Origin of the sequence: Sphingomonas sanguinis NBRC 13937 (assembly GCF_001591005.1) — a bacterium.
Lineage (GTDB): Bacteria > Pseudomonadota > Alphaproteobacteria > Sphingomonadales > Sphingomonadaceae > Sphingomonas > Sphingomonas sanguinis.
This window is the reverse complement of the sequence record NZ_BCTY01000009.1, coordinates 1-22892: the sequence shown is the minus strand read 5'-3', so window position 1 is coordinate 22892 and position 22892 is coordinate 1. Positions and strand designations below refer to the sequence as shown.

At 66.3% G+C, this 22892-nt stretch carries 20 protein-coding genes and 1 tRNA gene; 10 read left to right on the top strand and 11 right to left on the bottom strand.

Features of this window, described 5'->3' with window-relative positions; all coding sequences use genetic code 11:
- Positions 1-78: 78 nt before the first annotated feature.
- The 6 genes from SSA01S_RS06475 to SSA01S_RS06450 all read right to left on the bottom strand — a co-directional run bounded on the left by SSA01S_RS06475 (position 79) and on the right by SSA01S_RS06450 (position 6275).
- Positions 79-777, bottom strand: a complete 699-nt coding sequence (locus SSA01S_RS06475) for a RibD family protein (RefSeq protein WP_061779707.1) — start codon at positions 775-777, stop codon at positions 79-81.
- Between the two features lie 385 nt (positions 778-1162).
- Positions 1163-2434, bottom strand: a complete 1272-nt coding sequence (clpX, locus tag SSA01S_RS06470; RefSeq protein ID WP_042489865.1) for an ATP-dependent Clp protease ATP-binding subunit ClpX — start codon at positions 2432-2434, stop codon at positions 1163-1165.
- Positions 2435-2545: 111 nt separating this feature from the next.
- The gene (clpP, locus tag SSA01S_RS06465) at positions 2546-3235 is read right to left on the bottom strand and encodes an ATP-dependent Clp endopeptidase proteolytic subunit ClpP (RefSeq protein ID WP_061779706.1); all 690 of its coding nucleotides are present in this window, start codon (positions 3233-3235) and stop codon (positions 2546-2548) included.
- A 122-nt stretch (positions 3236-3357) separates the two neighbouring features.
- Entirely contained in the window at positions 3358-4290 is a 933-nt protein-coding gene (locus tag SSA01S_RS06460) for a glycosyltransferase family 2 protein (RefSeq protein WP_061779705.1), read from the bottom strand.
- A 191-nt stretch (positions 4291-4481) separates the two neighbouring features.
- Entirely contained in the window at positions 4482-6131 is a 1650-nt protein-coding gene (gene tig, locus SSA01S_RS06455) for a trigger factor (RefSeq protein WP_061779704.1), read from the bottom strand.
- Positions 6132-6190: 59 nt separating this feature from the next.
- Positions 6191-6275 (bottom strand) — tRNA-Leu (locus SSA01S_RS06450).
- A 122-nt stretch (positions 6276-6397) separates the two neighbouring features.
- Between SSA01S_RS06450 and SSA01S_RS19775 the strand changes: the two genes are divergently transcribed.
- Together SSA01S_RS19775 and SSA01S_RS06445 are read left to right on the top strand one after the other, a co-directional pair.
- The gene (locus SSA01S_RS19775; protein ID WP_167348893.1) at positions 6398-6556 is read left to right on the top strand and encodes a hypothetical protein; all 159 of its coding nucleotides are present in this window, start codon (positions 6398-6400) and stop codon (positions 6554-6556) included.
- A gap of 12 nt (positions 6557-6568) precedes the next feature.
- Entirely contained in the window at positions 6569-6811 is a 243-nt protein-coding gene (locus SSA01S_RS06445) for a hypothetical protein (RefSeq protein ID WP_061779703.1), read from the top strand.
- 273 nt (positions 6812-7084) lie between these two features.
- Here SSA01S_RS06445 and gatB read toward each other — a convergent pair whose 3' ends face one another.
- Genes gatB through gatC form a run of 4 tightly spaced genes read right to left on the bottom strand, consistent with a single transcriptional unit; the run spans position 7085 to position 10741 of the window.
- A complete protein-coding gene (gatB, locus tag SSA01S_RS06440; protein ID WP_061779702.1) occupies positions 7085-8566 on the bottom strand; it encodes an Asp-tRNA(Asn)/Glu-tRNA(Gln) amidotransferase subunit GatB in 1482 nt (493 codons plus the stop codon).
- Positions 8563-8979 (bottom strand): hypothetical protein, encoded by a 417-nt coding sequence (locus SSA01S_RS06435; RefSeq protein WP_170171408.1) that lies wholly within the window; start codon positions 8977-8979, stop codon positions 8563-8565. The genes gatB and SSA01S_RS06435 overlap by 4 nt, the downstream gene beginning before the upstream one ends.
- Entirely contained in the window at positions 8973-10454 is a 1482-nt protein-coding gene (gene gatA, locus SSA01S_RS06430) for an Asp-tRNA(Asn)/Glu-tRNA(Gln) amidotransferase subunit GatA (RefSeq protein ID WP_061779701.1), read from the bottom strand. Before gatA ends, SSA01S_RS06435 begins: the two co-directional genes overlap by 7 nt.
- Positions 10454-10741, bottom strand: a complete 288-nt coding sequence (gene gatC, locus SSA01S_RS06425) for an Asp-tRNA(Asn)/Glu-tRNA(Gln) amidotransferase subunit GatC (protein ID WP_037568622.1) — start codon at positions 10739-10741, stop codon at positions 10454-10456. The genes gatA and gatC overlap by 1 nt, the downstream gene beginning before the upstream one ends.
- A 138-nt stretch (positions 10742-10879) precedes the next feature.
- Between gatC and SSA01S_RS06420 the strand changes: the two genes are divergently transcribed.
- The 7 genes from SSA01S_RS06420 (at position 10880) to SSA01S_RS06390 (ending at position 20385) form a co-directional block, all read left to right on the top strand.
- Complete coding sequence (locus SSA01S_RS06420) at positions 10880-11986, top strand: DUF3089 domain-containing protein (RefSeq protein WP_061779700.1); 1107 nt, start codon at positions 10880-10882, stop codon at positions 11984-11986.
- Positions 11983-12447, top strand: a complete 465-nt coding sequence (gene ruvX / locus SSA01S_RS06415) for a Holliday junction resolvase RuvX (protein ID WP_170171407.1) — start codon at positions 11983-11985, stop codon at positions 12445-12447. The genes SSA01S_RS06420 and ruvX overlap by 4 nt, the downstream gene beginning before the upstream one ends.
- Before the next feature lie 137 nt (positions 12448-12584).
- Entirely contained in the window at positions 12585-14954 is a 2370-nt protein-coding gene (locus SSA01S_RS06410) for a TonB-dependent receptor (protein WP_061779699.1), read from the top strand.
- A 167-nt stretch (positions 14955-15121) separates the two neighbouring features.
- Positions 15122-16609: a hypothetical protein gene (locus tag SSA01S_RS06405; protein ID WP_061779698.1), complete on the top strand. Its 1488-nt coding sequence runs from the start codon at positions 15122-15124 to the stop codon at positions 16607-16609.
- Complete coding sequence (locus SSA01S_RS06400) at positions 16609-17592, top strand: aspartate carbamoyltransferase catalytic subunit (protein WP_061779697.1); 984 nt, start codon at positions 16609-16611, stop codon at positions 17590-17592. Before SSA01S_RS06405 ends, SSA01S_RS06400 begins: the two co-directional genes overlap by 1 nt.
- Positions 17589-18806, top strand: coding sequence for a dihydroorotase (locus tag SSA01S_RS06395; protein WP_061779696.1), 1218 nt, complete (start codon positions 17589-17591; stop codon positions 18804-18806). The genes SSA01S_RS06400 and SSA01S_RS06395 overlap by 4 nt, the downstream gene beginning before the upstream one ends.
- A 49-nt stretch (positions 18807-18855) precedes the next feature.
- A complete protein-coding gene (locus SSA01S_RS06390) occupies positions 18856-20385 on the top strand; it encodes a hypothetical protein (protein WP_061779695.1) in 1530 nt (509 codons plus the stop codon).
- 42 nt (positions 20386-20427) lie between these two features.
- Here SSA01S_RS06390 and SSA01S_RS06385 read toward each other — a convergent pair whose 3' ends face one another.
- Positions 20428-22170, bottom strand: a complete 1743-nt coding sequence (locus SSA01S_RS06385; protein WP_061779694.1) for a DEAD/DEAH box helicase — start codon at positions 22168-22170, stop codon at positions 20428-20430.
- Positions 22171-22390: 220 nt separating this feature from the next.
- Between SSA01S_RS06385 and SSA01S_RS06380 the strand changes: the two genes are divergently transcribed.
- Entirely contained in the window at positions 22391-22846 is a 456-nt protein-coding gene (locus tag SSA01S_RS06380) for a GreA/GreB family elongation factor (protein WP_061779693.1), read from the top strand.
- The last annotated feature ends 46 nt before the right edge of the window (positions 22847-22892 follow it).

Below are 22892 nucleotides of genomic sequence, written 5' to 3'. Positions count from 1 at the left end.
CCCTCTCCCACCGGGAGAGGGAAGGGGCCCGCCCGCTTTGGCGGGTGGGAAGGGTGAGGGTCGCTAGACGATAGAGACTCAACCCGCCGCATTCTCTACGCGATACCGGAGCCACAGCTCACCGCCCGGCAAAACCTCGTAATGCGTCAACGTCAGCCCCGTCAGCGGCGCGGGCGTATCCGCATCCTCCTCCCCCGAATGAAACAGGCTGGGCGCGCCCGAAGCACCGTCGATCGCGGGACAGAGCGCCATGCTGATCTCGTCGATCAACCCGGCGCGCAGGAATTCGCCATTGGCCGTGCCGCCACCCTCGACCAGCAGGGTTTCCACGCCCAGCTCGCGGTTCAGGATGTCGGGCACCGCGCGCAGGTCGATCGCGTCCGATCCTGCGAAAATATAGGACACCCCATCCGCCCGCAGCCCGGCCAGATGCGCATCCGATACCGCCTCGGTCAGCACGACCACGATCGGATCGCCGCCGATATCGCCCCGCCCCCACACGATTTTCGCCTGTTCATCCAGCACGACGCCAAAGGCATCGGCTTTGCGGGTGGCAAACCAAGGCTCGCGCGGGAAGGTTTCGCTCGTTTCCGGGTAGCGGTCGCCCTTGGCAAATTCCTGCCCCGTCACGCGCCCCACGATCCAGGCATCGCCACCGATGCGGTCGTGCAGGTCCTCAAACAGATCCCCGGGCTTATAGCTCTTGGGCCGCCAGCGGCTTTGCAGGATGCGCCCGTCCAGGCTGCAAATCATGTGGCAGATCATATGGGGCTTCATCGCGACGTCTCCTGTTCGGAGCGGCAACGCGTGGTGAAGCAGAGGGGTTCGAACGCCTATCTCATTCCTCTCCTGCAAGGGGAGGAAATTCAGCGCCCGCCGACCTGCCGCATCATCGTCCAGAAGCGGGGACCGCCCTTGGGCACTGACTATTCCCCGGTCAACTCGAAGCCCAGTTGCATTGCACGCGGCAGCAACGCCCCAGAGCACGGAGTATCGGGATCAGACGCCGGACAAAGGCCATGGTCGGCACATGCGCCTGCCCCGGCGGGCGCCAAAAGGTCTCGGCTTTGGCCTCTTCGCCAACCAACCGCATTCGCCAAATGAAAACGGGCGCCTCCCTCAGGGAAGCGCCCGCCATCCATTCACAACGTCACAGGACCGGTCAGGCCGCCGCGCCGTCCGTCTTCTTGGCCTTTTCGGCATAGACGCGGATCGGTTCCTTGCGGCCCTCGACCACGTCCTTGTCGACCATCACCTCATCGACGCCGTCCATGCCAGGCAGGTCGAACATGGTGTCGAGCAAAATGCCCTCCAGGATCGAGCGAAGCCCGCGTGCACCGGTCTTGCGCTCGATCGCCTTCTTGGCGACCGTGGTCAGCGCGTCGTCGGTGAAGTCGAGTTCGACATTCTCCATCTCGAACAGCTTCTGATACTGCTTGACCAGCGCGTTCTTCGGCTCGGACAGGATCTTGACCAGCGCCGCGATGTCGAGGTCTTCCAGTGTCGCGATGACGGGCAGACGACCGACGAATTCGGGGATCAGGCCGAACTTGAGCAGATCCTCCGGCTCGGTCTGGCGCAGATATTCGCCGGTCCGCTTTTCCTCAGGGGCCGCGACATAGGCGCCGAAGCCGATCGACTTGCCCTGCAGACGGTCGCCGATGATCTTCTCGAGCCCCGCAAATGCGCCGCCGCAGATGAACAGGATGTTCGTCGTATCGACCTGCAGGAATTCCTGCTGCGGATGCTTGCGGCCACCCTGCGGGGGAACGCTGGCGGTCGTGCCTTCCATCAGCTTGAGCAGCGCCTGCTGAACGCCTTCGCCCGACACGTCGCGGGTGATCGAGGGGTTCTCGGCCTTGCGGCTGATCTTGTCGATCTCGTCGATATAGACGATGCCGCGCTGCGCCCGCTCGACATTGTAATCCGACGCCTGGAGCAGCTTCAGGATGATGTTCTCGACATCCTCGCCGACATAACCGGCTTCGGTCAGCGTCGTGGCGTCCGCCATGGTGAATGGCACGTCGAGGATGCGTGCCAGAGTCTGCGCCAGCAGCGTCTTGCCGCAGCCGGTCGGGCCGACGAGCAGGATGTTGGACTTGGCGAGTTCGACGTCGGCACCCTTCGCGCCATGGTTCAGGCGCTTATAGTGGTTGTGCACCGCGACCGACAGGACACGCTTGGCCTGCTTCTGCCCGATGACATAGTCGTCGAGCACGTTGCAGATTTCCTGGGGCGTCGGGACGCCACCATCCTTCTTGGAAACCAGCGCGGACTTGGTCTCCTCACGGATGATGTCGTTGCACAGCTCCACGCACTCGTCGCAAATGAAGACGGTTGGCCCCGCGATCAGCTTGCGCACCTCGTGCTGCGACTTGCCGCAGAACGAGCAATAGAGGGTGCTTTTCGAGTTGCCACCGCTCACCTTGTCCATCAATCACCTCTCGCACCCGATACCGGTGCGCTACCGTTGCCGGGGTGCGCATCGTACCGCACCCCTATAAAGTCACAATCGAAATAAACCGTTCATCGTGAACGATCCGCCTTACGCAGCGGTCGACGCGTCGTCGGCCGGGGTCGGACGCTTGTCGAACACCTGGTCGATCAGGCCGAACTCCTTAGCTTCCTCGGCGCTCATGAACTTGTCGCGGTCCATCGCGCGCTCGATCTCCTCGAGCGGCTTGCCGGTGTACTTGGCGTACAGCGTGTTCAGGAAATGCCGCATGCGCAGGATTTCACGCGCCTGGATCTCGATATCGGCCGCCATGCCCTGCGCCCCGCCCGAGGGCTGGTGGATCATTATGCGGCTGTTCGTGGTCGCGACGCGCATGCCCGGCTCACCGGCCGACAGCAGGAAGCTGCCCATCGAGGCGGCCTGACCGATGCACAGCGTGCCGACGCGCGGACGGATATACTGCATCGTGTCATGGATCGCCATGCCCGCCGTGACGACACCGCCCGGCGAGTTGATGTACATATAGATATCCTTCTTCGGATTTTCCGATTCAAGGAACAGCAGCTGCGCGCAGATCAGCGAAGCCATACCGTCCTCGACACCGCCGGTGACGAAGATGATACGCTCGCGCAGCAGGCGGCTGAAGATATCGAACGAGCGTTCGCCGCGGTTCGACTGTTCGATGACGATCGGAACCAGACCGGCCTGCGTCTGCCGGAGCCCGACGCCAGCCATCGCCAGCGGGCTCGCGAAATCGCCGGTCTCGAACGGATTGTGCATGGAAATCTCTCTTATGCCCAGAAGAGCCCCTATGTCGCGTGATGGCCGCGCATATTCAAGCCCCGGCGACATCCGCGGATGGTGCCGTGCAGCGTTTATCGCTTTCAGGCATGAAAATCCGATTAGCGTTCGTTCCCCGGCGCGGGCAGCGCCAGATAGGCCAGCCGCCGTACCTCCTGCCGCCCACGCACCACCGTATCGAGGATCAGGCCGGTGAATAGGTTCAGCGCGGCGAGCAGCATCAGCCCGGTCGACAGGATCGCGGTCGGGAAGCGTGGCACCTGATGCGTTTCCAGATAGGTGAAGATCAACGGCGCGGAGAGAAGCACCGCCAGGGCCGCGAACAGCCCGGCAATCGCCCCAAAGAACCATAGCGGGCGCTCGATCCGATACAGCTTGATGATCGTACGCAGGATGCGCCAGCCGTCCGAATAGGTGCTGAGCTTCGAGGTCGACCCTTCCGGCCGCGCATAATAGGGCGTCGCGATCTCGGCACAGGGCATCTTCAGCTCCAGCGCATGGACGCTGATCTCGGTCTCGATCTCGAAGCCGACCGACAGCACGGGAAAGCTCTTGACGAAGCGTCGCGAGAAGACGCGGTAACCCGAGAGGATATCGGTGAAACTCCGCCCGAACAGCTTGGCGAGCATGCCCGTTAGCATCGCATTGCCGAACCGGTGCCCGCGGCGATAGGCGAGCTCGGCCTCGCTCACCCGCTGGCCCACCACCATGTCGAGTTGCTCTTCGACCATGCGCGCGACCAGGCTGGGGGCGGAGGCGGCGTCATAAGTCGCGTCGCCATCGGCCATCACATAGATATCGGCATCGATATCCGCGAACATGCGGCGCACCACCGCGCCCTTGCCCTGGATACGTTCCGACCGGACAATGGCCCCGGCTTCGCGCGCGACCTCCATCGTCCGATCCTTGCTGTTATTGTCATAGACATAGATCGCCGCCGACGGCAGCGCCGCGCGGAACCCCGCGATGGTCTGCGCAATCGCCGCCTCTTCATTGTAGCAGGGCAGCAGCACCGCGATCCGGGGTTCGTTCACAACCTATCCTCAGTCAAAAGGCGGGCGATCCGCCCCCCGTCACAGCCCATGCCCCTATGCGCCGACAAGGCCGGGCGGGACAGCCCGTTGGCCATTTCTCCCCTTGCAGGGGAGGATCACAACGCAGGAAGGGCGACCGCTTGCGCGACCGCCCTTCCCGTTTGTCACGAACGCAAAATCCGATGCCGTCCTTATTCGGTCGGCGCAGCCTTCTTCGCGCGCGGCTTCTTGGCGGGAGCCTCGGCGGCCTCCGCTTCGCCTTCGACCGGAGCGGCCTTCTTGGCGCGCGTGGTCTTCTTCGGCGCCTCTTCGGCGACTGCCGCCTCGCCCTCGGCCGGAGCGGCCTTCTTGGCGCGGGTCGTCTTCTTCGGCGCGTCCTCGGCGGTCGCGTCTTCCGACGCGGCGTCATCGGTCACGTCGGCCTTCTTGGCCTTCGCCTTCGACTTCTTGGCGCCGTGGTCATGATCGTGGTCGTGATCATGGTTGTGGACGTGCGTGCCGGTGGCGAAGCCGTCTTCGCTCTCGATCGCGGCTTCCAGCTCCTCACGGGTGGTCTCGCGGTCGGTGATCTCGGCCTTGCCGAACAGGAAGTCGACGACCTTGTCCTCATAGAGCGGGGCGCGCAGCTGGGCGGCGGCCATCGGCTCCTGCTGGACATACTGGATGAAGCGCTGGCGATCTTCCGGGCCGTACTGCTGCGCGGCCTGCGCGATCAGGCGGTTCATTTCCTGCGCAGTCACTTCGACGCCGTTCGCCTGACCGATCTCCGAGAGGAGGAGGCCCAGACGGACGCGGCGCTCGGCGATCTTCTGATAATCGCCGCGCTCCTTCTCCATCTCTGCCTTGGCGGCCTCGGGGTCTTCCTCATGGGTCGCTTCATGCTCGAGCTGCGCCCAGATCTGCGAGAACTCGGCCTCGACCATCGATGGCGGCACTTCGAAGTCGTGACCATCGGCCAGCTGGTCGAGCAGCTTGCGCTTCATGTACGTGCGGGTCAGGCCGTTATGCTCCTGCTCGATCTGCCCCTTCAGCAAGCCGCGCAGCTGCTCCAGGCTCTCGAGGCCCAGATTCTTGGCCATCTCGTCGTCGATCTTGGCTTCGCCGGCGATCTTCACCGACTTGATCGTCAGGTCGAAGGTCGCGGGCTGGCCGGCCAGGTTCTTGGCGGGATAGTCCTCGGGGAAGGTGACCGAGATCTGCTTCTCTTCACCGGCCTTCACGCCGACCAGCTGGTCCTCGAAACCGGGGATCAGGCGACCGCCGCCGATCTCGACGGCCATGTCCTCGCCCGAGCCGCCCTCGAAGGCAACGCCATCGGCGGTCTTGCCGACGAAGTCGACGGTGACCTGGTCGCCCTGCTCGGCGGCCTTGTCGCCCGCATCGTCCCAGCGCTTCTGCTGATCGGCGAACTTCTGCAGCTGCTCGTCAACGGCTTCGTCAGCGACCGGCACGGTCAGGCGGTCGAGCTTCAGCGCGTCGATCGCCGGGGTCGGGACCTGCGGCAGCACTTCGAGCGTGACGTTCAGCGTGGCGTCCTGGCCCTGCTCATACTCACCGACCAGCTCGACCTGGGGCTGCATCGCGGGACGCAGGTTCTTTTCGGCGATCAGCGACTGCACGCCTTCCTGCAGCGCGGTGTTCAGGGCGTCCTGCAGCAGCGCCGGGCCGTGCATCTTGCGAACCAGGTTCGTCGGCACCTTGCCGGGGCGGAAACCGGGCATCTTCATCTGCGGAGCGATCCGCTTCAGCTCGGCATCGACCTTGCCCTCGATATCCTTGGCAGTGATGGTGAGCGTGTAGGCGCGCTTCAGCCCCTCGTTCAGCGTCTCGACAGTCTGCATCTAAAGGCCTTCAATCTGGAGAAATTCCGTGTGGCTGTCGCCCCGTTGTGACCGGGGACTGGTGCGGGCGAAGGGACTCGAACCCCCACATCTTACGATACTGGAACCTAAATCCAGCGCGTCTACCAGTTCCGCCACGCCCGCACGAGGACACCGCCGATGGGCGCGCGTCTATATCACCCTGGGCGGCTTCGGCAAGGGACAACAGGCAACATCGGCGTATCCGGTGCGTTTATGCCCCTCAATCCCCCAAAAGGAGAGCGAGAATGGCCACCCAGCCCCCGCCCGAAAGCCCGACGCCGACCCAACCGGCGCAACCCGATGCGCCGCCGCCCGAAATCGTGCCGCCCGGCCCGGACATCGACCAGCCCGCCCCCGGCGTCGGCCCGGGCGATCCCGGCACCGCCCAGCCGCCCCAGATTTGAGAGGAGCCGATCATGGCGAACAATCCCGAAAACCATCCCGACAGCCCGCCCAGCGAGGCACCCGAGAATAACCCAGACAGCCCGCCGCGCGAGGACCCGCGCAGTGACATCGAACAGGCCGTCGAGGCGCGGTCGGACGCGGTCGCGCGTGGCGAAGGCGGTGAGGAGCCGGTGACGTTTACCGATACGGGTGAGCATGACGGTGTTGGCGGCACCGGCGGCGTGGTGCGTAACCAGGATTTGGATGCGCAGTGATTGAGGGGGTTGGCTCGGTGAGACACCGTTGCCCTCCCCCGGCCCCTCCCGCCTGCGAGAGGGGAGCAGTTCGCGGTGAGGTGTGGAGATTATCGCAAGCCACTCGCCAAGACGAAAAGCTTTCGATAGCGCGCGCCGCTCGCCCAAAGCGCACCCCTCCCGCAGGCGGGAGGGGATGGGGAAGGGAAAGCCACGAGCGATGGGCTCTGCGAGGCTTCCTACCCTCCCCCAACCCCCTCCCGCCTGCGGGAGGGGGAGTTCTTGTGGGAGCCCTTACCCCGCCAACGCTTTCTTCAGCAGGTCGTTCACCACCGCCGGATTGGCCTTACCGCCCATCGCCTTCATCGTCTGCCCCACAAAGAACCCGAACAGCGCTTCCTTACCCGCCCGGTACTGACCCAGCTGGTTCGGGTTCTTCTCCAGCACCTCGGCGATCACCGCTTCGATCGCACCGGTGTCGCTGGTCTGCTTGAGGCCACGCTCCTCGACGATCTTGGACGGACCATCGCCCGTCTCCAGCATGATCTCGAACACCTGCTTGGAGAGGCTCCCCGACAGCGTGCCGTCGGCGACCAGGGCCAGCAGCTCCGCCGCCTGGGCAGGCGATACCGGGCTCTCGGTAATGTCCTTGCCCAGCCGATTGAGCGCACCGAACAGCTCGGCCGCGACCCAGTTCGCCGCCTGCGCGGGCTTGGCGCTCGTGCCCTCCAGAGCGTCCAGCAGCCCGTCGAACCAGCGAGCCGTCTCGACCTCGGCGGTCAGAACACCCGCATTGTAGGCGGTCAGGCCCAGGGCTTCATAGCGACGACGCTTGGCGTCGGGCAGCTCGGGCAGGCTGGCGCGGCATTCCTCGAGGAACGTGTCGGTCAGCTCCAGCGGCAGCAGGTCGGGATCGGGAAAGTAGCGGTAATCATGCGCATCTTCCTTGGACCGCATCGACCGGGTGGTGCCGCTCTCGACGTTGAACAGGCGGGTTTCCTGGACGATCTTGCCGCCATCCTCCAGCACCGCGACCTGGCGCTTGGCCTCATATTCGATCGCGGCCATGACGAAGCGTACCGAGTTGACGTTCTTCGTCTCGGTGCGCGTGCCGAATTCGTCGCCGGGCTTGCGCACCGACACGTTCACGTCGGCGCGCATCGAGCCTTCTTCCATATTGCCATCGCACGACCCAACATAGCGGAGAATGGCGCGCAGCTTGCGGAGATAAGCCCCTGCTTCGGCGGGCGAACGCATGTCGGGGCGGCTGACGATCTCCATCAGCGCCACGCCCGAGCGGTTCAGGTCGACATAGGAGCGCGTCGGATGCTGGTCGTGCATCAGCTTGCCCGCATCCTGCTCGACATGGATACGCTCGACGCCGATCGACTTGGTGGGGCCGTCGGGGTTCTTCTCGTCCAGGCTGATCTCGATCGCGCCCTCGCCCACCAGCGGGTGGTAGAGCTGGCTGATCTGATAGCCCTGCGGCAGATCGGCGTAGAAGTAGTTCTTCCGGTCGAAGCGTGACCACTTATTGATCTGCGCGTCGATCGCCATGCCGGTGCGCACCGCCTGGCGGATGCACTCCATGTTGGGCACGGGCAGCATCCCGGGCATCGCGGCGTCGACCAGCGAGACCTGGGTGTTCGGCTCCGCGCCGAACGCGGTCGCTGCGCCGGAGAACAGCTTGGCGTTGGTGGTGACCTGGGCATGAACTTCCAGGCCGATCACGACCTCCCATTCCCCCGTCGCGCCCTGGATGCGATATTCGCTCATGTTCGATCTCGATGATGAAGATAGTTGATCGCCGTCAGGACGGCGTTGCTGCCCAGCAGGGCCACGATCCAGCAGCTCGACAGGATGCGCAGGACGGACGTCTCGAAGCCGAGATGCCGCGCCTCCCGCAACCCGATATAGGCCGCGCCCGCGCCCAGCAGCAGGAACAGAATGCCCAGCCGGACCTCACCGCGCAGGATCACGCTGTTGCCCACGCACAAGCACAGGATGAAACCCGCCACGCCTAGAAAGAAGCGCGCCAGCGTGTGATGGTCGAAAGGCTGGCTTTCCATATGGCTCAGCGACACGCCGACATAGGCGCTCAGGATCGCCCCGAACGCGACGTTCAGGGCGCCCTGCGCCTCCCGCAACACGGCGATGTTGCGGGCCGAAAAGGCGCGGTCGCTTACCACCAGGCCTGCGGACGGGCGGTAAAGCCCGCACGCTGCTCGATGGCCAGCCCAGCGTTCAGCACGCCCTGCTCGTCCAGCGGCTTGCCGATAATCTGAAGGCCGAGCGGCAGCCCGTCCTTGTCCAGACCGCCCGGCACCGACATGGCGGGCAGCCCGGCCAGCGAGGCGGGCACCGTGAACACGTCGTTGAGATACATGGCCAGCGGGTCGGCCTGCTTCTCGCCCAGCGCGAACGCCGCCGACGGTGCGGTCGGGGTGAGCAGCACGTCGCATTGCTCGAACGCGCGCTCGAAATCGCGGGCGATCAGCGTGCGGACCTTCTGCGCCTGGGTGTAGTACGCATCGTAGAAGCCCGCCGACAGCACATAGGTGCCGATCAGGATACGGCGCTTCACCTCGTCGCCGAACCCGGCGGCGCGGGTCGCGGCGTACATGTCCTGCAACCCCGCCCCTTCAGGCAGGTCGCGCAGGCCGTAGCGCACGCCGTCATAGCGGGCGAGGTTGGACGACGCCTCGGCAGGCGCGATGATGTAGTAAGCGGGCAGCGCGTACTTGGTGTGGGGCAGCGAGACCTCGACGATCTCCGCCCCCGCATCGCGCATCCAGTCGATGCCCTGCTGCCACAGCGCCTCGATCTCGGCGGGCATGCCGTCGACGCGGTATTCCTTGGGCACGCCGACGCGTCTGCCCTTCAGGTCGGTCGACAGCGCGGCTTCCCAGTTGGGCACGTCGAGCTTCAGCGAGGTCGCGTCCTTCGCGTCGAAGCCCGCCATCGCCTCCAGCATGATCGCGCAGTCGCGCACGTCACGCGCCATCGGCCCCGCCTGGTCGAGCGAGGAGGCGAAGGCGATCGTGCCCCAGCGCGAGCAACGGCCATAGGTCGGCTTGATGCCCGAAATGCCGGTAAAGGCGGCAGGCTGGCGGATCGAGCCACCGGTGTCGGTGCCGGTCGCGCCGGGAGCCAGCCCCGCCGACACCGCCGTCGACGACCCACCTGACGACCCGCCGGGGGCGAGCGGCGCGGTGTCGTTCGGGCGACGCCAAGGCGAGATCACATTGCCGAAGGCGCTCGTCTCGTTGGAGGAACCCATCGCGAACTGGTCGAGGTTCAGCTTGCCGAGCATGCCCGCGCCTGCGTTCCACAGATTCTGCGAAACCGTCGACTCGTAGGGCGGAACGAAGCCTTCCAGGATCTTGCTGGCGGCGGTGGTCGCGACGCCCTTGGTCGCGAACAGGTCCTTCATGCCGATCGGCACGCCGGCCAGCGGCTTGAGCGTCTCGCCAGCGGCACGCGCCGCATCGGCCGCATCGGCGGCGGCCAGCGCATGCTCCGGGGTCTCGACCAGGAAGGCATTGAGCGCGCGGGCACCCGCGACCTTGGCGTTGAACGCCTCGGCGACTTCGCGCGCCTTGAACTGGCCGTCGCGCACGCCGTCGCGGATGGCGGCGATGCCGAGTGTGGTGAGATCAGTCATTATTCGATCACCTTGGGCACCGTGAAGAAGCCATGTTCGGCCTGCGGCGCATTCTGCATGAGGAGGTCGCGGATGCCGCCGTCATTGACGACGTCGTCACGCAGGCGAAGCTGGTTCGGGATCACCGCGGTCATCGGCTCGACCCCTTGGGTATCGACCTCACCCAGTTGCTCGATCCAGCCCAGGATGTTCCCAAGCTCGGGGGCGAGGCGCGTCGCGTCCTCCTCGGTGATCGCGATGCGGGCAAGGCTCGCGATCTTCTTCACGGTTGCGGTATCTACGGACATGGATTTGCGGCTAGCATCGCCGCGCGGCTTCGCGCAACGCTTTTGCCGCCTCGGCGATTGCAATGGGGGCAAGTGGGGCATCATGGATAGCAATTGCGGGCCGTCCGGTTTTGCTGCACCGCACAACGGAGTGACGATTTGGCGCGCAAATTCCTCTATGTCGTGGCGACCCTCATCGTGCTGACGATCGCGGCGGCCTTTGCCTATCGCATGTTCGGCAACCAGCTGCTCCGCTGGTCGACCGTCCCCTCCGAGTCGTTCCAGGCGCAGGCGGCTCCGCCAGCGGAAATCTACAAGCGGCGGGTGATGTGGCTGGCGCGGCCCGATATTCCGAATAACCCGGCTCTGTGGACGCCGACCGGCTATACCCCCGGCCAGCCCGGCCAGGGCGCGGCGGTGTTCTTCATCCACCCGACCTCCTACATCAACAAGGCGCATTGGAACGCGCCGATCGACGATCCCGAGACCAATGCCCGTGCCGAGCTGTTTCTGCGTGGTCAGGCAAGCGCGTTCAACGAGGCGGGTGACATCTGGGCACCACGCTATCGCCAGGCGACCTTCGGTGCGTTTCTGACCAGCGTGGCGGATGCCGAGCAGGCGCTCGACCTCGCCTATCGCGACGTGGACGCCGCCTTCACCGCCTTTCTCGAACAGGTCGATCCCAACCGCCCGCTGATCCTGGCCGGGCACAGCCAGGGCGGCTTACACCTGTCGCGGCTGCTGACCGACCGGGTGGCGAAGGACCCGGCACTCAAGCGGCGGATCGTCGCGGCCTATGTCGTCGGCTGGCCGATCTCGATGACCGCCGACCTGCCCGCCATGGGCCTGCCGGCGTGCGAGAAGCCCGACCAGACCGGCTGCATCCTCAGCTGGCAGAGCTTCGGCGAGCCTGCCGACCCGTCGCTGATCCTCGACGTGTTCGACAAGACCAACGGCTATACGGGCGCGTCCCGCAAGGACACCGCGATGCTGTGCACCAACCCGCTGACCGGCACACCCGGCGTCGCCGCGCCCGCCACCGCCAATCTCGGTACGCTCTACCCGTCCGCCGACCTGAAGACCGCCGCGATCGCGGCCGGCAAGGTCCCCGCCAAGTGCGAGGGGCGCGGCATCCTGACCATCGGCGAGGGGCCGAGCGTCGGGCCCTATGTGCTGCCGGGCAACAACTACCACGTCTATGACTACAGCCTGTTCTGGGCGAATGTCCGCGCCGATGCGGATCGCCGTTTGAAAGCCTTTCGATGAGCCTGATTACCACCGACCGTAGCGAATTCCGCGCTGCCCTCCCCTCCGGCGGGCGGCTGATCGGGCTGGACGTCGGCACGAAAACGGTCGGCACTGCCTTTTGCGATGCCGGATGGAGCTTCGCCAGTCCCGCCACCCTTATCCGCCGGACCAAGTTCACCAAGGACAAGGAACAGCTGATCGCGATGATCGCGCAGCAAGGGGTACAGGGCTTGGTCATCGGCCTGCCGCTGAACCTCGACGGTAGCGAAAGCCCGCGTTCGCAATCGACCCGCAGCTTTGCCCGCAACTGTGCCGATCTGGGCCCGATCCTGCTGTGGGACGAACGCTGGTCGACCGTCGCGGTCGAACGCACGATGATCGAACAGGATATGAGCCGCGCGAAACGCGCCGAGCGGATCGACAATCTGGCCGCCGCCCATATCCTGCAGGCCGCGATCGATGCTCTAGTGATGGCGTGATCATTTTGCGACGCGATTGACCGCAAACCCACCCTGATCGCCTGAAATGTAATAGATCGGTCTTTATCCGGTCCCTAAATCGTCATTTGCACCCTCTAGCTGCGCCGTTCCATCCGGTGCCTGTGGGGGGTCTATTCATGCAATCGTTTTCATTACTGTTTCGTTCGACGCTGATGATCGGTGCGGCCGTCGTCGCCATGCCCGTCTGGGCGCAGGAGGGATCCGGTGCATCGTCGACGGAGTCCGCGACCAATGGCGACCAGATCGTCGTCACCGCGACCCGTACCACGCGCTCCTCGGTCGAGCTGGGCGCGGCGGAAATCCAGAAGGTGCTGCCCGGCGCGAATCCGGTAAAGGCGATTCAGACGCTGCCCGGCGTGCAGTTCGAGACCGCCGACCCCTGGGGCAATAACGAACAGAATATCGCGCTGTTCGTCCATGGCTTCAACCAGAACCAGTTGGGCTTCACCATGGACGGCGTGCCGCTCGGCGATCAGTCCTATGGCAATTACAACGGCCTGACGCCGCAGCGCGCGGTCATCAGCGAAAACGTTGCGCGCGTCCGGCTGACCGCTGGTGCCGCCGACCTGGGCACCGCCTCGGCCAGCAATCTGGGCGGCGGCATCGAGACCTATTCGAGCGATCCGGCCGCCACCCTGGGCGTGCGTTTCGCCCAGACGCTGGGCAGCTATGACGCCAGCCGCACCTTCCTGCGTATCGACAGCGGCGAGGTCGAGGGGCTGGGCGGCACCAACAGCGGCTATCTCTCGGTCGTCCGGCAAAAGGCCCGCGCCTGGGAATTCAACGCCAAGCAGGGCGGATGGCAGGGCAATGCCAAGTTCGTCCACAAGGGCGAGAACGGCACGCTAACCGGCTATTTCAACATTTCCGACAAGGCCGAGCCCAACCAGGATTCGGTCGCGCACAATGCGGGCGGACTGGAGCCCTATTATCGCTCGGTACTCTACCCGAACTGGCAGGGCGCGCTCGCCTATGTCGACGCGAACGGTGCGCCGCCGTCGAACAACCCCAACAATTACATGAATTATTTCGGCGATGCGCAGCGCACCGATTATCTGGGTTACATCAAGTACGAGCACCGCTTCGGCGATGCCGTGACGTGGACCAATCAGGTCTATTACCATCATGACGAGGGCCAGGGTCAGATCACCGGCCCGATCGCGGCAGCCGGCCTGCCGGGCCTGTTCCGCATTTATTATCCGGGCCAGAATCTGAAGACCGTGTTCGGCGGCTCGGGCTATGCACTGCGCACCACCGAATATGGCATCGATCGGAAGGGAGCGATCTCGACGCTGGCGATCCATGCGGGCGACCATGAAATCGAACTGGGCGCCTGGTACGAGCATAACCGCAACACGATCTTTCGCCGCTGGTACGCCGCGCCGATCGATAACCCGCCCTCGCCCTATGAATGGGCCGATCCGTCACTTCGCCGTCTCACCCAATATGCCGCGATCACCAAATACGACCTGATCCAGACGCATATCCAGGATCGCTGGCACATCACCCCGACGGTGACGGTCGAGGCAGGCTTCAAGTCCAGCCTGCAATTCGCCGATGGTCGCGTGCCGACACAGCCGCTGCCCGGTGCGCTGCCCGGCACCTCGACCGGCTATCCGGAAGGACGACTGAACACGAAGAAGTGGTTCCTGCCCGCGATCGGCGCGATCTGGGATATCACGACCAACGACCAGCTGTTCGGCCATGTCCAGAAGAATGTCCGCCAGTTCCAAGCCTCGGTCGCCGCAGGCCTGTCGCCCTTCGCGGTGGGCAGCCAGCAGGCATTCGACCAGATCAAGGCGAACACCTCGCCCGAGACGTCGTGGACCTATGAGGCGGGCCTGCGCTCGCACCACGCGCTCGACCTCGGCCCGCTGACCGCGATCGAGGCGCAGGTCAGTGCCTATCATGTCGATTTCGACAATCGCCTGCTTCAGATCAGCGCAACGCCGGTCATCGCCTCGGTCATCGGCGGCGTGTCGATCCTGCAGAATGTCGGTCGCGTGCGGACCAACGGCGTCGACGCGGCGGCGACCCTGCGCTTCGGCCCGCACCTGTCGGTCTATAATGCGCTGTCGTACAACAGCTCGAAGTATCGCGACAATTATGTCAGCGGCACCACCACCATCGCGACCGCAGGCAAATATGTACCCAACACCGCGCGCTGGCTGAACAAGACCGTCGTGTCGATCAATGACGGCCCGTTCGAGATCCAGGCGATCGGCGACTATGTCGGCCCGCGCTTTGCCACCTACACCAATGACCAGGGCATCGGCGGGCGCTACCTGCTGAACCTGCAGGCGGGGTACAGCCTGCCGCAGATTGACGGGTTCGGCGTCAAGGACCTGAAGCTGTCGGTCAACGTCACCAACGTGACCAACCGCAAGGGCATTTACGAACTGGTCGTCGGCGCGGCGTCCAAGACCTGGAACAGCTATGCCCAGCCGCCGCGCATGGGCTTCATCACTTTGTCCGGCGCGTTCTAAGCGAAGGGCCGTACCGGATCGGGAGGTGTGGACCTTCCGATCCGGTACGGCCGCTTGCCGCCTGGGGGGCGACCGTGCAGGGTCGCGGTCCCATGACATCGGACCCGCCCATCGCGTCGCCACGGCTTTCCCGCCCCTGGAATAAGACGTCCCTATGGACCGGCGGGATGCTGGCCATCGTCCTCGTCATGCTGGTCAGCGCCATGGTCGCCGCGATGCGTTTGCGCGGGCCCTGGTATGACGAGTTCTACACGCTCTATGTCACCCGGCCGGGCGTCCCCCTGCCCTACGCCTTTAGCCGCTGGCTGGCCGACAATCATCCGCCGCTCTTCTACGCGCTGGCCCGCGCGACCAGCTGGCTGGGGGCGACGGTCGAGGAACGGCGGTGGGTCAATCTGTTCGTCCTGCTCGGCGCGACCGTCCAACTCGCATGGTGGCTGATCCCGCATCCGCTGCGGCGGCTCGGCTGGGTGTTCGCCATCGCCCTCGCCAGCGCGTGGCCTGCGATCGACCGGGCGGCCGAGTTGCGCTCCAATTATCTGGCTTTCGCATCCGCCGCGGTTGCGGTCGCCGCGCTGATTGCGTTCAACCGGGGCCAGAGCAGCCGTAGGCGGGCGGAATGGGTCATGCTGACCTTCGCCTTGCTCATCGCGTTCAACGTGCATCTGGCCGCGAGCATCGTCGTCGGCTCGCTGGCCGCCGCGATGATCCTGCGCCGCCTGCTGGCCCGTGACAGGCAAGGCGCGTTCCACCTCTTCGCGGCGGCGGCGCTGGCGGCGATCCCAATGCTGGTCCACCTGCTCTGGTCGTTCGGACAGATCGAAGCCAACACGCGCAGCTTCTGGATACCCGGTGGTCTCGACGCCGCGCGCTGGGCGATCGAGATCGAGGTGCTGGGCAGCCTGACCGCTAATCCGGCGGTGACGGTCCTGGCGGCAATCGGCTTTGCGATGTTGGCCTGGCGGAGCCGGCGCGACCGCCGCCTCACGGCTCCGGCCGATCTGGCGCTGACGCTGGCGGTCGGGCTGGGGATCGCCGTGTTCGTGATGGTCGCGATCCATCTGTGGCGGCCCTTCATCATCGGCCGCTATCTGGTCACGCTCCATCCTCCCATTGCGATGATCTTGGCGCTGGGCGTCACCGCATTGCTCGACCGGGCGCGGCCTGTGGTCGTTGTCCTGCTGTCGGCGGCGATGACCCTGGCGGCGATGATGGCGATCCGCGAGAATTGGGCCCGGACCGTGGCTCAACCCAGCTGGTACGGTACGGGAAGCACCATCGCCGCGATCCGGCGCGCCTGCCCCACCACCCGCATCCATGTCCATGCGGCAGGCAACAGCATCGCCATGGCCGCCCCGCCGGTCGAGAATCGCGTCGTCTTCCCCTTCGCCTACCGGATCGTCGCGGCGCATTTCGGCTTTCCGATCGGCAGCGGCCACGACATGGCAAGCGACTGTCCCACCCTGTTCTGGACCGAACATGCGGCGGGCCAGCCGGTCACGGTGGACGGCCTAACGGAGACGCTGCGCCAGCAAGGCTTCCCCATCGGCCGGGCAAGACTGCGGCGCGTCGGCTATGGCTATGTGCTGGAGGCGTGGCCGACGACCACAGGAGCCTTGCCGAATGCCGTCCCGGCCGCTACCCGGCGGCTTTAATGCAGACCTCGGATCATCGCCCCGGCACGCTCATTCAGGGTGGCGCCGTTTTTCCGCACCGGCATCTGACCGGTATCGACGGCCTTCAACCGCATGAGATCATGTTCCTGCTCGACGAGGCGGAACATTGGCTCGATCGCGACGCGACCGATACGCCCGACACGCGGCTGGCAGGCCTGACCCAGATCAACGCGTTCTTCGAGAACTCGACCCGGACGCTCCTGTCCTTCGAGATCGCTGGCAAGCGGCTGGGTGCCGACGTCGTCAACATGCATGCGGCGCAGTCGAGCGTGAAGAAGGGCGAGACGCTGATCGACACGGCGATGACGCTGAACGCGATGCGCGCCGACGTCATCGTGATCCGCCACATGGCGAGCGGTGCCGTCCGCCTGATCGCCGACAAGGTCGACTGCCCGGTCCTGAACGCGGGCGACGGGCGACACGAGCATCCGACCCAGGCGCTGCTCGACATGCTGACCATCCGCCGCCGCCGGGGCAGCGTGGCAGGGCAGAAGGTCGTGATCTGCGGCGACATCCTGCACAGCCGGGTTGCACGCTCGGACATTCTCGCCCTCACCGCGCTGGCGGCCGAGGTGCGGGTCTGCGCGCCCTCGACGCTGATGCCCAAGGGGATCGAGCGGATGTTCGTCACCCCCTTCACCGACTTCGACGAAGCGATCCAGGATGCCGATGTCGTCATGATGCTACGCGTCCAGAACGAGCGGATGGCGGGCGGATACATTCCCTCCACGCGCGAGTATCGGATGCGCTATGGCCTGACCGCCGAACGGCTGAAGCGCGCCAAGCCCGATGCGCTGGTCATGCACCCCGGTCCGATGAACCGGGGGGTCGAGATCGACTCGGAGGTGGCCGATGGCCCGCAATCGGCGATCACCGAACAGGTGGCGATGGGCGTCGCGGTGCGCATGGCGTGCCTGGACGTGCTGACCCGCCGGGCCCGCAAGCTGGAGGGCTGGGCATGAGCATCACCGCCTTCACCAATGCTGTCCTGATCTGCCCGGTCGGCGGCGAGACTCGCGGCCAGACGCTGCTGGTCGAAAACGGCGTCGTCACCGGCATGGGCGATGCGCCGGAAGGCGCGACGGTCGTCGACTGCGGCGGCAAGATGCTCGCCCCCGGTATCGTCGACCTGGGCGTGTTCAAGGTCGACCATGCGGCCTTCCGCGCAGGCGGCATCGTGCGCATCGGCCTGATGCCCGATCAGTCACCGGTGCTCGACGATCCCGGCGTGGTGCAGCGCGCCGCGCTGATCGGGCGGCCGGACCTGTGGATTCACCCCATCGCGGCGGCAACCCGTTCGCTGGCGGGGACCGACTTGGCCGAAATGGCGGTGTGCGTGTCGGCAGGCGCGAAGGCGGTCGGCACCGGGCGCGGCTGGATCGCCGATTCGGGCGTGATGCACCGGGTGCTGGCCTATGCGGGCGATCTCGGCCTGACCGTCATTTCCCATGCCGAGGATGGTGGCCTGGCCGCCGATGCGGTCGCGACCGAGGGCGAGACGGCCAGCCGCCTGGGCCTGCCCTCCGCCCCCGCCATCGCCGAATCGCTCGCCATCGCGCGCGACCTGATGCTGGCGGAGGAGACGGGCGCGAGGCTGCACATCCGGCAGGTGACGACCGCTTCGGGCTTCGACCTGATCCGCGCGGCCAAGCGGCGCGGGGTCAAGGTGACGTGCGGCATCACGCCTGCGCATCTCCACCTGTCCGACATCGCGGTCACCGATTTCCGCACCTATGCCCGGCTCTCGCCCCCCTTGCGCGACGAGAGCGACCGGCAGGCGGCGCTGGCGGCCGTCGCGGACGGGACGGTCGATGTCATCGGATCGGGCCATGACCCGCACGGCCCGGAGTCCAAGCGCCTGCCCTTCGTGGATGCCGAGGCGGGCATGGCGGGGGCCGAGACGCTCCTTCCACTGGCGCTGATGCTGGTGCGCGACGAGCGGATCACCCTGCCCCGCTTGTTCGCGCTGCTGGCGACCAACCCGGCCAAGATCCTTGGCCTCGACACCGGCACGCTGGAGCCGGGCAAGCCCGCCGACCTGATGCTGTTCGACGCGGAGACGCCGTGGATGGTGTCGGGCGACGCCTTTGCCTCGGCGGGCAATACGCCGTTCGACGGCTTCCCGGTCCAGGGTCGCGCCCTGCGGCTGTGGAAGGCCGGGCGAGAGATCGCCTGACGCGCGCGATGGGGCTGGCATCGGGGCCGTCGCTGTTCCAGCATAGGCTGTGACACCGCGCGCCCACCCCGATACCACCCCGCCGAGCGGCCGCTCCTATGCGTGGCCGCTGCTATTGCTGCTGGTCGCGGCGCTGATCCCCTTCTGGGTCGCGCCGTTGCCGGTGATGACCGACCTGTACGGGCATATCGGCCGTTATGCGGTAATGCTGCGCGGCCAGCATTCGGCCTGGCTGTCGGCCTATTATGACTTCCACTGGCATCTGGTCGGCAATCTGGGCGGCGACCTGATCGCGTGGGGCCTGGGCCCATGGATAGGAGCGCAGGGCGCCGGGATCATCGCCGCCGCGCTGATGCCCGTGCTGGGAATTGCCGGCGTGGCAGCGGTCAGTCGGGCGCTGCACGGTCGTATCCAGCCCTCGGCCCTGGCCGCCGCGATCTTCGTACTGGGCAATCCCTTCCATTTCGGCTTCGTCAATTACGGGCTGGCCATCGGCCTCGCCTTCCTCAGCTTCGCCGCCTGGATCAGGCTGCGCGACGAGCCATGGTGGCGACTGCTGATCGTGGTGGCTCCATTGGCGTTCATCACCTGGCTGGCCCATGCCATGGGGTGGGTCGTGCTGGTCACACTCGTCGCCGGGTATGAGGGCGAGCGCTGGGCGCGCGAGCGGCGCTGGCGGAGCGTGGCGGCATCGATCCCGCCCGGCCTCGCCCTGCTGTCGCCTCTGGTCCTGACGCTGGCCTGGAGCGGGGGGAGCGGCAGCGCCGTCGGACTATATCAGGACCATCTGCTGACGCGAAAGCTGATGGGCTGGGTCGCGATGCTGCGCGGCGGATCGCCGGTGATCGATATCGGCACGCCGATCATCCTGGGGCTGGTCATCGGTGCGCTCTGGTGGCGGGGGTCGGTGAAGGTCGACAAGCGGATAGGCCTGGGGGCGGCGCTGCTGGCGCTGCTCTGCCTCGTCATGCCGACCACGCTGATGGGCAGCTGGGCCGCCGACGAGCGACTGGTGCCGGTGGCGGTGATGGCCGCGCTCGTGTCGCTCCGCTCGACTGGACGCGCGCGGGAGGGACAGGTGCTGGCGGCGATCGCCATCGCGCTGTTCCTGCTCCGCTGCGGCGAGATGGGTGTGCGCTGGCACCGCGAGGGCATGCGCTATGAGGCCGCGCTCAAGGCCCTGGATTTCGTACCCATGGGTGCGCGCATCCATGCCGTCACGCTGACCGATGGTTGCCATGCGGGCTGGACGACGCAAGCCTGGTCGCATCTGCCCGACTTGGCGATCGACCGGCGCGACGCGCTGGTGAACAGCCAGTGGCGGGTGCTGGGCGCGCCGTTGCTCCGCGTTCGTTATCCGCTGCCCCCGGAGATCAGCAACGATCCGTCCGAACAGATACCCGCCTGGGGCTGCGGCAAGGTCGATCTAGGGGCGCTGCATCGGCGCATCGCGATCCTGCCGCGCGGGCGGATCGGGTATCTGTGGGTGCTGGACCGACGCGGGCTGGGGCCGATCTGGCCTGGTCACCGGCCGATCTATGCGACCTTCGACACCGCGCTCTATCGGGTCGGGCCCTGACAGCAAAACGGCCGGGACATGCCCGGCCGTTCCGAAATCTGCTCAGCCGCGACGCGGACCGCGCGGTGCCCCGCCCGTGGGACGCGGCGCATAGCGACGCGGGCCGCCGGGGCCATTCGGGCGACCGCCGCCACCGGGACGGCCACCGCCCCCCGGACCACGACGCGCGCCACCGCTGGGTGCACCACCGGCGGGCGGGCCATCGGCCTGCTCGATCGCGATATCGTCCTCGGCCTGATCCGCCTCGGTCCGCTTGAGCGCGGCGACGAAGCGCGAAGCCAGCGCGGTCGGCACCTCGAACAGCGTCTCGGTCGGCTGAATGCGGATCGCGCCGATCTCGTTGCGGGTGATATGCCCGCGACGGCAGATCAGCGGCAGCAGCCAGCGCGGATCGGCATTCTGGCGGCGACCGACATTCATGCGGAACCAGACCGTATCGTCAAAGCCTTCGCGACGCTCGCGCGGCGGCGGCGCGTCACCTTCGACCAGTTCCTCGGCCTGGGGCAGCGCGGCACGGTGCGCGCGGACCAGCGCGGCGGCGATGTCCTCCGGCGACTTCTCGGCAAGCAGGCGCGTGGCCAGTTCACGATCGCCCTCGTCCACCTCGACCGGCGCGAGCAGCGCGGTCAGCAGACGCTCGCGGTCCTGCTCGCGGATTTCCTCCAGCGTCGGCGCGCGCCGCCATTCGGCGTCGATGCGGGCGCCGCGCAACATGCCCTCGACCCGGCGACGGCGGGGATAGGGCACGATCAGGATCGCGGTGCCCTTGCGGCCCGCGCGACCGGTACGGCCAGAACGGTGCTGCAACGCCTCGGCATCGCGGGGGATTTCGACATGGATGACCAGCGTCAGGCCGGGAAGGTCGATACCGCGCGCGGCGACGTCGGTCGCGACGCAGACGCGCGCACGGCCGTCGCGCAGCGCCTGAAGCGCATGGTTGCGCTCGTTCTGCGAATGCTCCCCCGACAGCGCCACCGCCGAAAAGCCGCGCTCGACCAGGCTGGCATGCAGATGGCGGACATTGTCGCGGGTGGCGCAGAACAGGATCGCCACTTCGGCCTCGTGCAGGCGCAGCAGGTTGACTACCGCCGCCTCGATATCGGCGGGGGCCACCGTCACCGCCTGATAGGCGATATCGGCATGGCCCTTATCCTCGCTGATCGTCTCGATCCGCTTGGCGTTGGTCTGGTAACGCTTGGCGAGCTGCACGATCGGGCGTGGCATGGTCGCCGAGAAGAGGAGCGTGCGACGCTCGGACGGCGTGCCGTCGAGAATCTGCTCCAGATCTTCTCGGAAACCCATGTCGAGCATCTCGTCCGCCTCGTCGAGCACGACGAACTTCAGCGACGACAGGTCCAGCGCGCCGCGCTCCAGATGGTCGCGCAGACGGCCCGGCGTGCCGACGACGATGTGCGTGCCATGGCTGAGCGCCCGACGCTCGCGTGAGGCGTCCATGCCGCCGACGCAGGTGGCGATGCGGGCACGCGCCCCTGCATAAAGCCATTCCAGCTCGCGGCTGACCTGCAGCGCCAGTTCGCGCGTCGGCGCGATGACCAGCGCCATCGGCGCGCCCGGCTGGGGCAGGTGGTCGCCGCCATTCAGCAGCTCGCTCGCCATGGCGAGGCCGAAGGCGACGGTCTTGCCCGAACCGGTCTGGGCGGACACGATCAGGTCGCGGCCCTGCGCGTCATCCTCGATAACGGCGGCCTGGACGGGGGTCGGCGCGGTATAGCCACGCGCGGAAAGGGCAGCCGACAGGACCGGCGGCAAAGCAGAAAAAGGCATGGGGACTCCAACAGAAAAAGGAGCGCGTACCGCCGAACCAAGGGACCCATCCCTCTCGGTTGGCGGATACACCCATGCGGCACGGGTGAATATTAGCGTTCCGTGAAAGCGTGGCCCTATACACGATTGCATTGAAAACTCAAGCGCCCGCCGACGGTGCTTGCGACGAAGCGTTGCGCCCGTCATGGAGCCTGGCCATGACCTGGAACGTTCAGCCCCGATGAGTGTCGCTTTCCGCCGCGAATCCGATGAGGAACATCTCGAACCCAAGTTCGAGCTGCCGATCCCGCCCGGCCCCAATCTGGTCACCGCCCGCGGGCTCGAGCTGACCCGCGCGAAAGTGGCGGAGGTCGAAGCCGCCGTCGCCGCCGCGACTGAGGAGGAGGAGCGCACCCGCCTCCAGCGCGAACTCCGTTATTGGAACACCCGCGCCGCCACCGCCGAAATCGCCCCCGCACCCGCCGAGGATGAGGTCGGCATCGGCAGCGTGGTGACGATCCGCCTCAACGGCCAGACCAGAACGCTGACCATCGTCGGCCATGACGAAGCCGACCCCGCCCATGACCGCATCGCCTATGCCGCACCGCTGGCCCGCGCGCTGATGGGTGCAATGGCGGGCGAGACGGTGGCGTTCGGGGGCAAGGCCGATGCGGTGGAGGTGGTGGAGGTCGAATAAAGCCTGCCTTCTTCTTCCTCCCCTCCCGCAGGCGGGAGGGGCCGGG